Annotated in this window: 12 protein-coding genes; 3 read left to right on the top strand and 9 right to left on the bottom strand. The window is 63.9% G+C overall.

Features of this window, described 5'->3' with window-relative positions:
* Window positions 1-23: 23 nt before the first annotated feature.
* Entirely contained in the window at window positions 24-449 is a 426-nt protein-coding gene (locus tag ASR47_RS14485; protein WP_065308654.1) for a GNAT family N-acetyltransferase, read from the top strand.
* A gap of 125 nt (window positions 450-574) precedes the next feature.
* Here the strand turns inward: ASR47_RS14485 and ASR47_RS14480 are convergent, their stop codons facing one another.
* The 6 genes from ASR47_RS14480 to ASR47_RS14455 form a co-directional block, all read right to left on the bottom strand.
* The gene (locus ASR47_RS14480; protein WP_065308489.1) at window positions 575-1,585 is read right to left on the bottom strand and encodes an ABC transporter permease subunit; all 1,011 of its coding nucleotides are present in this window, start codon (window positions 1,583-1,585) and stop codon (window positions 575-577) included.
* A gap of 24 nt (window positions 1,586-1,609) precedes the next feature.
* Complete coding sequence (locus tag ASR47_RS14475; RefSeq protein ID WP_065308488.1) at window positions 1,610-3,109, bottom strand: sugar ABC transporter ATP-binding protein; 1,500 nt, start codon at window positions 3,107-3,109, stop codon at window positions 1,610-1,612.
* 81 nt (window positions 3,110-3,190) lie between these two features.
* Entirely contained in the window at window positions 3,191-4,126 is a 936-nt protein-coding gene (locus tag ASR47_RS14470; RefSeq protein WP_082988933.1) for an ABC transporter substrate-binding protein, read from the bottom strand.
* A 75-nt stretch (window positions 4,127-4,201) separates the two neighbouring features.
* Window positions 4,202-5,164 carry a transaldolase gene (tal, locus tag ASR47_RS14465; RefSeq protein WP_065308487.1) on the bottom strand — a complete coding sequence of 321 codons (963 nt, stop codon included), beginning with the start codon at window positions 5,162-5,164 and terminating at the stop codon, window positions 4,202-4,204.
* A gap of 12 nt (window positions 5,165-5,176) precedes the next feature.
* Window positions 5,177-6,658, bottom strand: a complete 1,482-nt coding sequence (gene xylB, locus ASR47_RS14460) for a xylulokinase (protein ID WP_217270571.1) — start codon at window positions 6,656-6,658, stop codon at window positions 5,177-5,179.
* Window positions 6,659-6,688: 30 nt separating this feature from the next.
* Entirely contained in the window at window positions 6,689-7,696 is a 1,008-nt protein-coding gene (locus ASR47_RS14455; RefSeq protein WP_065308485.1) for a LacI family DNA-binding transcriptional regulator, read from the bottom strand.
* Window positions 7,697-7,922: 226 nt separating this feature from the next.
* Here ASR47_RS14455 and ASR47_RS14450 point away from each other — a divergent pair, with 226 nt between their 5' ends.
* The gene (locus tag ASR47_RS14450) at window positions 7,923-8,705 is read left to right on the top strand and encodes a substrate-binding periplasmic protein (protein ID WP_082988932.1); all 783 of its coding nucleotides are present in this window, start codon (window positions 7,923-7,925) and stop codon (window positions 8,703-8,705) included.
* Window positions 8,706-8,710: 5 nt separating this feature from the next.
* On the opposite strand, the gene ASR47_RS14445 is transcribed toward ASR47_RS14450, so the two are convergent.
* Genes ASR47_RS14445 through ygfZ form a run of 3 tightly spaced genes read right to left on the bottom strand, consistent with a single transcriptional unit; the run spans window position 8,711 to window position 10,813 of the window.
* Window positions 8,711-9,448, bottom strand: a complete 738-nt coding sequence (locus ASR47_RS14445; RefSeq protein ID WP_065308483.1) for an NRDE family protein — start codon at window positions 9,446-9,448, stop codon at window positions 8,711-8,713.
* Window positions 9,439-9,729 (bottom strand): DUF4936 family protein, encoded by a 291-nt coding sequence (locus ASR47_RS14440; RefSeq protein ID WP_065308482.1) that lies wholly within the window; start codon window positions 9,727-9,729, stop codon window positions 9,439-9,441. The genes ASR47_RS14445 and ASR47_RS14440 overlap by 10 nt, the downstream gene beginning before the upstream one ends.
* A 7-nt stretch (window positions 9,730-9,736) precedes the next feature.
* Window positions 9,737-10,813 (bottom strand): CAF17-like 4Fe-4S cluster assembly/insertion protein YgfZ, encoded by a 1,077-nt coding sequence (gene ygfZ, locus ASR47_RS14435; RefSeq protein WP_065308652.1) that lies wholly within the window; start codon window positions 10,811-10,813, stop codon window positions 9,737-9,739.
* A 186-nt stretch (window positions 10,814-10,999) separates the two neighbouring features.
* Here ygfZ and mltG point away from each other — a divergent pair, with 186 nt between their 5' ends.
* On the top strand, window positions 11,000-11,986 hold the full coding sequence (gene mltG / locus ASR47_RS14430) for an endolytic transglycosylase MltG (RefSeq protein ID WP_065308481.1): 987 nt from the start codon (window positions 11,000-11,002) through the stop codon (window positions 11,984-11,986).
* The last annotated feature ends 19 nt before the right edge of the window (window positions 11,987-12,005 follow it).

Here is a 12,005-nt window from a genome sequence, read left to right as displayed (position 1 = left end):
CCTGTTTCCACTTCGATGCCATCATGAGTAATCACACCATTCTCCTCGGCGACTGGGCCACCCTGGCCCAGCACGCATCCGCCATCCGCTTTGAAGTCTTTGTCGATGAACAAAAGGTTCCCGCCGAGATCGAACTCGACGAGATGGACGCCGTCTGCCTGCACGCCGTCGCCTATGACGCGCTGGGCAACGCCATCGGCACCGGCCGCCTGCTGCCCGACGGCCATATCGGCCGCATGGCCGTGCGCCAGGCCGGGCGCGGCACGGGCGTCGGTGGCGCCATCGTGCAACTGCTGATGGAAAAAGCGCGCGAGCGCGGCGATGCGGCGGTGGTGCTCAACGCCCAGACGGTGGCCGCGCCATTCTATGCGCGCCATGGCTTTGTGCAGCAGGGGGAGGAATTTGACGAGGCGGGGATAGCGCATATTGAAATGCGCCTGGTGTTCTGATTATTTCCTGGGCTGTTGTCGGGTTACGCGCGATGCGTCTCGGCGGCCCCGCTAACCCGGCCTGCCCGGCACGCAACAGGCCGTAGGTCGGGTTAGCGTAGCGTAACCCGACAACAGCCTCCACATCAGTTCTGCGCGTGCGACTGGCGCCATTTATCCAGTATCACCGCCAGCACGATGACCACGCCCTTGGCCACATACTGCCAGAACGACGACAGGCCCAGGATGGTCAGGCCGTTGTTCATCACGCCGATGATCAGCGCGCCGATCACGGTGCCCCAGACGGAACCGACGCCGCCCATCAGGCTGGTGCCGCCCAGAACCACGGCCGCGATCGCGTCGAGCTCGTAGCCGGTGCCCCAGTTGCCGTTCGCCGCGTACAGGCGGCTGGCCGACATGGCGCCGCCCAGGCCGGCGAACAGGCCGCTGATCGTGTAGACAAACATCAGTACCAGGCCGACCTTGATGCCGGTCAGGCGCGCCGCCTGGATATTGCCGCCGACGGCGTAGATATGCAGGCCCAGGGTGGTCTTGCGCAGGATAAACCAGGTCAGAATCACCACCAGCGCGGCCAGCCAGATCAGCCATGGAATGGCCAGGAAGCTGCCGTTACCCATCCATTCGAAGCTCGGGATTTCCGTGTTCAGCACGCTGGTGCCGTCGGCCAGCAGATAGGCCGCGCCGCGCAGCGCCGTCATGGTGCCCAGGGTCACCACGAACGGGTTCAGGCCGACCAGCGCCACCAGCACGCCGTTCAGCGCGCCCAGCAGCAAGCCGACGATCAGAAAGGCGGGAATCGAGAAGCCGGCGAACTGCGCCGACAGCGACATCAGCATGCCGGCCACGGCCGAGACGGCCAGCACCGAGCCGACCGACAGGTCGATGCCGCTGGTCAGGATGACGAAGGTCATGCCGGAGGCCAGCACGATATTGATCGATACCTGGCGGAAGATATTCATGGTGTTGTTGCTGGTCATGAAGGTCGATTCGCCATCGGCCGAGAAATACACGGTCAGGCCGTACATGGCCAGGTAGAGCACCACCAGCACGGGCAGCATGCCCAGGCGGCGCATCAGGTTCGAGGCATTGAAAGGTTGGCGGGCGCTTGCCGCGCCGCCGGTGGTGGTGGTAGTCATGATAGTTCTCCCTGTATTGATTTTTTAAGCGGCGTCCAGATGGGTGGCGTAGGCGAGGATCTTTTCCTGCGTGATATCGTCGCCCGTCACTTCGCCCGTGAGCTTGCCTTCGCACATCACCATCACACGGTCGCAGATGCCGACCAGTTCGGCCAGTTCACTGGAAATGCACAGCACCGCCGTGCCCGAATCGGCCAGCTGGTGGATGATCTTGTAGATCTCGCTCTTGGCGCCGACGTCGACGCCGCGCGTCGGCTCGTCGAGGATCAGCACTTTCGGCTTGATCGCCAGCCAGCGCGCCAGCAGCACTTTTTGCTGGTTGCCGCCCGACAGGCCGCCGACGATGCCTTCCGGCCCCGATACTTTCACGTTCAGGCTGCTGATCGATTCACGCGTGAGGCGGGTCAGCGCGCGGCGGTCGACCACGCCGGCCGTCGCGTTCTGCGACAGGATGTTCATCGACATGTTTTCCATCGCCGACAACTGCATGAACAGGCCCAGGCTCTTGCGGTCTTCCGGCAGGTAGCCGATGCCGTGGCGGATCGCCGCCAGCGGCTCGGTAATATGCACTTCCTGGCCGTCGAGCCAGACCTGGCCCGATTGCTTCTTGTCGGCGCCGAAGATCAGGCGCGCCAGTTCGGTGCGGCCGGCGCCGACCAGGCCGGCCAGGCCCGTCACTTCGCCGGCGTGCAGCACGAAGCTGGCCGGCTTGACCTTGCCTGCACCCACGTTTTCCACGCGCAGGCGCTCGGCGCCGCGCGAGGTGCGCCGTTCGTGCGAATAAAAATCGTCGGCGGGGCGGCCCACCATCATCTGCACGACTTTCTTCTGATCGAGTTCGTCCTTGCCCAGCTCGCCAACATAGGCGCCATCGCGCAGCACCGTGATCCGGCGCGCCAGGCGTTCCACTTCGGCCATGCGATGGCTGATGTACAGGATCGCCAGGCCTTTGTCGCGCTGTTCCTCGATAATGCGGAACAATTGTTCGGTTTCGCGGTCGGACAGGGCCGCCGTCGGTTCATCCATGATCAGGATGCGGCTCTCGTGCACCAGGGCGCGGGCGATTTCGACCTGCTGCTGCTCGGCGATCGACAGGGTCGAGACCATGGTGTCGGCATTGAAGCGGGAACCGAGGTCGGCCAGGATGGCGTTGGTGCGGGCGCGCATTTCGCCGCCCTTGACGGTAAAGAACGGTCCCTTGGGCTCGCTGCCCATGAAGACGTTCTGCGCCACCGTCATGTTCTTGGCCACGCTCAGTTCCTGGTAAATCAGGTTGATGCCCAGTGCGCGGGCTTCGCCCGGACTGCGGATCTTGATCGGTTTGCCGTCGAGGATGATTTCGCCGGCGTCCGGCGTATAGACCCCGGACAGGATCTTCATCAGGGTACTCTTGCCGGCACCGTTCTCGCCCATCACGGCGTGGATTTCGCCGCTGCGCACCGTCAGGTGCACGCCGCGCAGCGCGCGCGTGGCGCCAAAGCGCTTCTCGATGCCGCGCATTTCAAAAATGATTTCTTCGCTCATGACTGTCCTTCCTTGCTTTGAAACTGCCGCCCGCCACCGGCCGAAGCCGGGGCGGACGACGCGTGGTTCAGGTCAGCCAGATCAGTTCTTTACCCAGCCCGTGTAGGTGGCGACGTTTTCCTTGGTGATGGCCGGGGTCGGCAGCAGCACCATGGTTTGCTTCGGCGTACGGCCGTTCATCATGTCGTAGCCCATTTGCACGGCGTCGGTCGCCATGCGGTACGGGTTTTGCGCCGAGGTGGCGGCAAACAGGCCGGCCTTGTTTTTCAGGGCGTTCTGGCCGTCCGGTGCGCCGTCGACGGCGGTGATCAGTTTCACGTCGGTACGCTTGGCTTGCTTGATCGCCAGTTCCGCGCCGATGCCGGTAGGATCGTTGATGGCGAACACGCCGTCGATCTTCGGATGGGCCGTCAGCAGGTTCGACATCACGGTCATGCCGCCGTCACGGCTGCCGCCGGCGTTCTGGTTGTCCGACAGGACCTTGATGTCCTTGAAGGCGGCCAGGGTTTTCTTGCAGCCGTTGACGCGGTCGATCACCGAGGTCACCGGTGGGCCGTTCAGGATCACCACATTGCCCTTGCCGCCGATCTGCTTGGCCAGGTAGGCGCACGAGACATCGCCGGCCATGGTGTTGTCGGACATCACGGTGGCCGAAGCGCCAACGGCGCCCACGTCAACCGCGATCACCACGATGCCGGCATTGCGCGCTTTCTTGATCGCCGGTGCGATGCCCTTGGAGTCGACGGCGTTCAGGATGATGATGTCGGTCTTGTTGGCGATAAAGTTTTCGATCTGGTCGACCTGGGTGTTCAGGTCGTACTTGCTCGATACGGTGGTCACTTTCACGCCAGGGCCGCCGATTTTCTTGGCGCTTTCTTCAGCACCGCGGCCAATCGCCACGAAAAACGGGTTGGCCAGGTCGCCCACGCTCACGCCGATCGATTTCAACGGCTTGTCGGCAGCAAAAGCGCTGCAGGCGGCGGACAACAGCAGGGTGGCGGTAATTACTTTTTTCATGAGAATCTCCAAGGGTTCTTATAGTCAAAAACAACGGTACTACACGGTAAAACTGCTACGGATAAAAACTGTTTTTCAGGCAGCCTGGCGCAGTTCCTCGATCATCTTGTCGAGCTTGCCGGCATCGACGGCAAAGCCGCGGATGCCTTCGGCCAGCTTTTCGGTCGCCATCGCGTCGTCGTTCAGGGCGTAGCGGAAAGCGGCTTCGTCATACTTGACGGCCGCTTGCGGCGCGCCATGGTCCGCAGTGTCCGCTGCCAGGGCGGGTTCGAACGGCTCGTCCGATGCTTCGAGTTTGGCCAGCAGATCGGGGCTGATGGTCAGCAGGTCACAGCCGGACAGGGCGGTGATCTGGCCCGTGTTGCGGAAGCTCGCGCCCATCACCTGGGTCGCAATGCCGTGCTGCTTGTAATATTGATAGATGCGGGTCACCGACTGCACGCCTGGATCGTTGGACAGCGAACGGGCCGCTTCGTCCCATGATGCACCGAGCGACTTCTTGTGCCAGTCGTAGATACGGCCCACAAAAGGCGAAATCAGTCGCACTTTGGCGTCGGCGCAGGCCACGGCCTGGCAGAAGGCAAACAGCAGGGTCAGGTTGCAGAAGATGCCGTCCGCTTCCAGTTCGCGCGCCGCCTGGATGCCTTCCCAGGTGGCGGCGATCTTGATCAGCACGCGTTCGCGTTTGACGCCGGCCGCTTCGTACAGGGCGATCAGGCGGCGCGCGCGGGCCACGGTGGCGGCGCGGTCAAAGCTCAGGCGGGCGTCAACTTCGGTCGACACGCGGCCCGGCACGACTTTCAGGATTTCCAGGCCGAAGCGCACCAGCACCTGGTCGACGATATCGTCGAGCGAGGCGCTCTTGTGCGCGCTAACGGTGTCGGCCAGCAGCGGCGCGTAGTCGGGCTGCAGCACGGCTTTCAAAATCAGGGACGGATTGGTGGTGGCGTCTTGCGGCGCGAACCGGGCCAGTTGCAGGAAGTCGCCGGTATCGGCGACGACCGTGCTGGCTTGCTTCAGTTGTTGCAGTTGATTCATCTTGACTTGTCCTTATGTAGACGACAGTTGATGCAGTGCCTGGACGGCAGGAAAAAGGCTGCGGTATTTCTCGTAACGCCGGTTCAGCGCGGCGTGCTGCGCCTGGTCCGGCATGAAACTGTTCTTCACTTCCAGGCCGCCGGCCAGCAGGCCGGTCTCGCCGATGGCGGCAAAGCCCAGCTTGGCCGCACCCAGGCTGGCCGACAATTCGCTGTTGTGCAGGGTGCGCATTTCGCGGCCCAGCACGTTGGCCAGCAATTGCGCCCAATACTGGCTGCGCGCGCCGCCGCCGACCAGCAGGCAGTGCGGCACGGTGGCGCCGGTCGACATGACGGCCGCCATCGCATCGCGCAAGGCAAACGCCACCCCTTCCAGTACAGCATAGCCAAGCTGCGCCGGATTGCTATCATGGCCCAACTGTAAAAACGCGCCGCGCACTTGCGGGTCGTTGTAGGGCGTGCGTTCGCCCGACAGATAGGGCAGGAACAGGGGCGCGTCGGCGGCCACCGGCGCCGTCAATGGCAAGCCGGCCTCGACCAGCGCCAGCAGCGCCGCCTCGTCGGGCTGGTTCAGCACGCCCGTGGCCCAGCGCAAACAGCTGGCACCCGACAGAATCGCCCCCATCGCGTACCAGCGGCCCGGCAGGGCGTGGCAAAAACTGTGCACGCCGCCGTTCGGATTGCCCAGCGGCTGTTCGGTGACCGAGACGATGGCGGCGCTGGTGCCCAGCGAAATAAAGCTGTCGCCCGCATTGACGGCGCCGATGCCCACGGCCGAGACCGGGTTATCGCCGCCACCGCCGGCCACCACCACCGCGCCGCTCAGGCCGAGCAGGGCAGCCGCTTCCACGCTGACGGTGCCGGTCGCGGCATCGCCTTCGACCAGCGGCGGCAATTGTTCCAGGCGCAGGCCGCAAGCCTCGACCATCGGCGCGAACCAGGCGCGGCGCGGCACGTCCAGCCACAGGGTGCCGGCGGCATCGGACATGTCGGTGATTTTCTGGCCGGTCAGGCGCAGGCGCAGATAGTCTTTCGGCGACAGCACGCAGTCGAGCACGGCAAACGCCTGCGGCTCGTGTTTTTTCAGCCACAGCAGTTTGGGCGCGGTCAGGCCGGCCATCGCCAGGCTGCCCGTCACGTCGGAAAATGCCGGATAGTCCTGCGCCAGCTGCGCCGCTTCGGCATGGGCGCGCGCGTCGTTCCACAGAATCGCCGGACGGATGCAGGCGTTATTGCAGTCGAGCAGCACGGCGCCATGCATCTGGCCCGACAGGCCGATGCAGGCGATCGCCGCATAGGCGTCGGCGTGCTCGCTGCGCAGTTGCGCCAGCGCCGTGACGCAGGCCTGCCACCAGTCCTGCGGCGCCTGTTCGGACCAGCCCGCATGCGGGCGCGAGACGGCCAGGCGCACCGAGGCTTGTCCACGGATGGCGCCGTGGCTGTCCATCAGCACGGTTTTCAGTTCGGAGGTACCGAGATCGATACCGAGGGAAATCTTGTTGGTCATGGTCTTCAGGTCAGGGAATCAGGAACAGCCACAGGAGTTGCGCACGCGCAGCACCGGCGACAAGCGCTGCACATGCTGCGCGCGTTGTGGGTCGGCAAGACGCTCGATCAGCAGGTCGACCGCCATCGCACCCAGTTCTTCCAGCGGCTGGGCCATCACGGTCAGGCGCGGGCTGAAATAATCGGCCCAGTCGAAATCATCGAAGCCGGCCAGCGCCATGTCTTGCGGCACGGCCAGTTGCGCATCGCGCAGCGCATGCATGGTGCCGATGGTCATCAGGTTATTGCCGGCGACAATCGCCGTCGGCCGCTGCGTGGCGGGCAGGGCCAGCAATTCGCGCGTGGCCGCGCCGCTGCGTTCGAGGTTGGAATGGCCCCAGCGCAGCAGGGCCGGGTCGACAGCCAGTCCGGCGCGCGACAGCGCCAGGCGGTAGCCGTCGATACGTTCGTCGGTGGTCGACAGGCCAGGCGCACCGGCGATAAAGCCGATGCGGCGGTGGCCGTGGTGCACGATCAGGTGGCTGACCAGCTCGCAGGTGGCCTCGATGTTTTCCACGCCGACCTGGTCGAAGGCCTGCAGCGACATGCGGTCGACCAGCACCGAGGCGATCTTGTTACTTTGCAGATATTCCAATGCGCGGCCCTGCGGGTCGCCCGACGGCGCCAGCACGATGCCGTCGACACGGCGCTGGTGCAAGTTCTGCACCACCTTGAGCTCCTGTTCGGGATCGTCATGGGTATCGGAAAACAGCATCATCAGGCCGTGGCGCGTGCAGGCGGCCTCGATGGCGCGCACGGTTTCGCTGAAATAATGATTGGTAAAGGCGGAGATGGCCACGCCGATGGTGCCCGAAGACGAACCGGCCAGGGCGCGCGCCAGCATATTGGGCACGTAGCCGATGTGCTGCATGGCAGCGTTGACGGCGGCGACGGTTTTCGGGCTGACCTTGCGCGTGCCGTTGAGGACGTGCGAGACGGTCGACAGCGATACGTCCGCCGCCCTTGCTACATCTTCCATGGTGGCCATGGGGTCTCCAAGTGGTCTGTTTTTATTCTTGTTATATGATTTTGATGCACGGCTTTGCCGCGTTTGATGCCATCCTAAACAAAAGAAAGCGCTTGCGCAAGCGCTTTCTTTTTGACGAACGCTCGCTCTTTCACCAGGATATGCATTGTTTCTGGAGGGGAATGGTGTATTGTGGAGGCCGTTCGCCAGGATCAAGGGCGGGGTGACCGATGGAGTAACATCTGCAATGACCAAGGCAAAGCAAGGCAGGCGACGGACCACGGTGGCGGCAATGCTGGCCTTGCTGGGACTTGCGGCGATCGGCCGTGCTGGCGCCCAGGCGCCGGCGCCGCGCCTGATGCTGGTGACCGAGGAATTCGAACCGTTCAACTATATCGAGCAAGGCAGGCTGACCGGCTACAGCGTGGAAGTGGCGCGCACCCTGGTCGAGCGCGCGGGCCTGGCCTACAGCCTGTCGGCCTACCCGTGGGCGCGCGCCTACCGCATGGCGCAGCAGCTGCCCAATGTGCTGATCTTCAGCCTGGCGCGCACGCCGGCGCGCGAAAAGCAGTTCCAGTGGATCGCGCCGCTGGCGCGGCGCCAGGTGTATCTGTACCAGCTCACCCGTCGCCATGATGTGCAGGTGGGCAGCCTGAACGATCTGCCGCGCTATATCACCGCGGTCAACCGCGACGATATCGCCCATGCACAGCTGGCGCAGATGGGGCTGGCGAAGCGGCTGGACCTGGCCAATAACGCGCTGTCGGGCCTGAACAAGCTGCTGGTGGGACGGGTGGACCTGCTCGTCGGCAATCCGCATTCCATCCGCGGCCTGTGCGCCAGCGCCGGCGTGCCGGAGAGTATCGTCAAGCGCGCCATCCTGCTGTCCGACGATTCCGATTACTACGTGGCGGCCAGCCTCGGCACGCCGGGCGCCACGGTCGAGCGGCTGCGCGAGCAGTACCGCCAGCTGCGCGGCACCAGCTATTTGCACCAGCTGGCCGCGCGCTACTATGTGACACTACGCTAACGGCTCTATTGCACCAGCAATTCATGCAGCTCGCCCGGCGCATCGGGGAACAGCTTGACGACGGTCGAGGTACGGGTGCCGTAGCCGGGCGTTTCGATGCAGACGGCCGACAGCACCCGTTCCAGGTCCAGCGGCACGCCGGTGTCGGGCAGGCGGAAGTCCGGCGCGCGCGTGGTGTCGGCCAGCATCTCGAAATAGGCTTCGTCCGGCGCACCCAGGCACATCAGGCTGGCGAACTGCGCCTTGGTTTTCAGCACCTTGGGCCAGGGCGCATCGAGCAGGGCGTTCGACAGGCCATAGATGCCCGGCTCTAGCGGTAAACCGTTGCGTGGATCGCCATCGCCACGGTTGGAAAACCAGATCAGCGTGTCGGCGTCTCCCAGCACCAGGTTGAACCCGTTGTAGGCGGCGCAGCCTGGACGGATCTGCGCGATATAGTCCTGCGCCGACATGGAACCGGCCAGGTAGTCGGCCACCAGCGCGCCGCGCGACGGTGCATCGGCGCGGTGGTCTTGCGGGCTGCGGATATTGGTAATGGCGGCAAAGCGCGAGGCGCCCGCCGGCATTTGCGTGATGCCCATCCAGCTGCCGCCTGCCTGCAGGTCGCGGCCCGCATAGACTTGCGGGTGTTCCGGCCAGCTGCCTGCCGGCGCGCTGGCGCGTTCATAGAATTCGTCGCGGTTGGCGGCGGCAATCAGCGGGACATGCGGATTGACTTTCCAGGCAAAAACGATCAGGCACATGGGGGCAAGTCCATGAAGATCTCCACATGGCGCCCGCCCGCCGTCAGACTCAGCAAGCCGGCCTCGTCGGCGGCAGCCGCCAGCTGTTCGGCAAACCCTTCGCCGACCACCGGATAGATTTCCATCCACGTCTGCAAGCCGTCGCGGCTTTCCGGGCGGCGCTTGAGCTGGGGCGAGACGCCCGAGCCGGCCGCCAGTTTTGCCTGCAAGGAACGCACGCGCGCTTCCAGCGCCTGTGCGTGTTCTTCTTTCACCTGGTAATAGATATACAAGTCTTTCATGGCGTCCTCACAGGTCGAGTGCGTCGAGCACATAGGGCATGGCCAGGAAGCGCAGCGCGGCGCCTTCGCCGGAACCGAGCCTGACCGCGCCTGCGGAGGCGGCGCCTTCTTCGATGGCGGCCAGCTTCATTTCCACCAACGCATCGACGCCGCCCGCGCCATTGGGCGCCGCGTTGACGATCATGCCGCAAGGCTGTTGCGGGTCGCTGACGGCAAACAGTTCGGCACCGGGCTGCGCGTCTTCGCTATCGATGCTGACCAGCGTGGTGCGGCGCTTGAGCTTGCCCAGATACTGGCTGCGCGCGACGATCTCCTGTCCCGGGTAGCAGCCTTTCTTGAAATTGACGCCGCCCAGCAGTTCGAAATTGACCATCTGCGGCACGAACTGCTCTTGCGTCGGCAGCGTAATCTGCGGCACGCCGGCATGGATTTCCGACAATTGCCAGGCGTTGTTGCCGCCCTTGGCCAGCTTGGCGACCAGTTGCGGCCAGACCGCTTCGGCGTTGGTGGCGGAAGTGAGCCACTGGTAGCGCGGCTGGCCAAACGCATCGGCCACGCGCAGCAATGTGCCCGCATTGCTTTCGATCTTGCTGAACGGCGTGGCCGGCAGGCTGTCGAACCGTGGCGACAGCGCGGCGGCGGCATGCTTGCCGCCCAGGCCCAGGATCACCTGGCTGGTCTCGTCCACGCTGGCGTCATGCAGCGTGGCCTTGGCCCGCAGCACGAACATCTGCAGGCGTTTCTGGATCGGCGCCTGGATGCCGCGCGAGAGCTGCAGGTAGATGGTGGTGGCGTTTCTCCACATCAAAAAGCTGGCCAGCAGCCGGCCTTTCGGCGTGCAATAGCCGGCCAGGCGCACTTGCTCCTGGTTCAGGTGTTGCACGTCATTGGTCAGCTGGGCGTGCAAAAAGCTGGCAGCGTCATCGCCATTGACGGCGATCAGGCCCTGGTCGGTGATGGGCGCGACAAAGCCGTCCTGCAATTGGGCCACGCTCAAGGCGGCGCCAAAATCGGCAATCGCGGCCGCGCCGCCATCGGCACTGCGGGCGCCTTGCGCCAGTAAAAATTGATTCCAGTTATTCATAATTTCCATTAGATCAGCAATTAAGCATTATGATTACGGGTTCATTATAGTGATGTCGCGTCAAACGCGTCGGCAGCGGACGGAATCGTCCGGTTAGCGGCGCTTTCAGCGGGTTTTATTCACATATGAAAGATCATGCTCAGCGCGCCGTATCCCTGACTGGCGCGCATCACAAGAATCGGAACAATGGCTTTCTTTAAAAAACTTGTAGTCTGTACCGTCATCGCCGCCATCGGTGCTGGCGCCACCTTTGCGTACTGGGCCCAGCAGCCCATCACCACCGAAGGCGAGGCGATTGCGTTTGCCATCGCGCCGGGCAGTGGCGCCCATGCGGCCGGCCAGCAGATCCTTGATGCCGGCATCCCGATCGAGCCGCTGCTGTTCAACCTGCTCGCGCGCATCGAGGGCAAGACCTCGAAGATCAAGGCGGGTTCCTATGAGCTCAAGCCTGGCACCTCGCCGCAGCGACTGATCACGCAACTGGTGCGCGGCGAATTTGCGCAAGAGTCGCTGACCATCATCGAAGGCTGGACTTTCAGGCAGATGCGCCAGGTGATGGCGGTCCACCCCGGTCTCAAGCACGATACGGCGCAACTGAGCGACCGTGAACTGATGGCGAAAATCAGCCCCGAATATGCGCAGCCCGAAGGCCTGTTCTTTCCGGATACCTATCTGTTTGCCAAGGGCGCCAGCGAGATGCAGATCTTCAAGCAGGCCCACGTGGCGATGATCGCCCGCCTGGCCGAAGCGTGGGACAAGCGCGATCCGGCCTTGCCGTACAAGAACCCGTACGAGGCCCTGATCATGGCCTCGATCGTGGAAAAGGAGACCGGGCAAAAGTCCGAGCGCGCCATGATCGCCGGCGTGTTTGTCAACCGCCTGAAAACCGGCATGCTGCTGCAGACCGATCCGACCGTGATCTACGGCATGGGCGACGCCTACCAGGGCAAGATCCGCAAGCGCGACCTGGAAGCGGACAACCCTTACAATACCTATACGCGCGGCGGCCTGCCGCCCACGCCGATCGCCTTGCCCGGCGCGCAGTCGCTGACGGCCGCGCTGGCGCCGGCCCGCACCGAGGCGCTGTATTTCGTCGCGCGCGGCAATGGCACCAGCGAGTTCTCGAATAACTTGCCCGACCATAACCGCGCCGTCAATAAATACCAGCGTTAACATTTCAAGATAAGTTGCT

This window comes from Janthinobacterium psychrotolerans (genome assembly GCF_001677885.1).
GTDB lineage: Bacteria > Pseudomonadota > Gammaproteobacteria > Burkholderiales > Burkholderiaceae_D > Janthinobacterium > Janthinobacterium psychrotolerans.
Note: the sequence above shows the minus strand (reverse complement) of the source record. Positions and strands in the feature narration are given on the sequence as shown.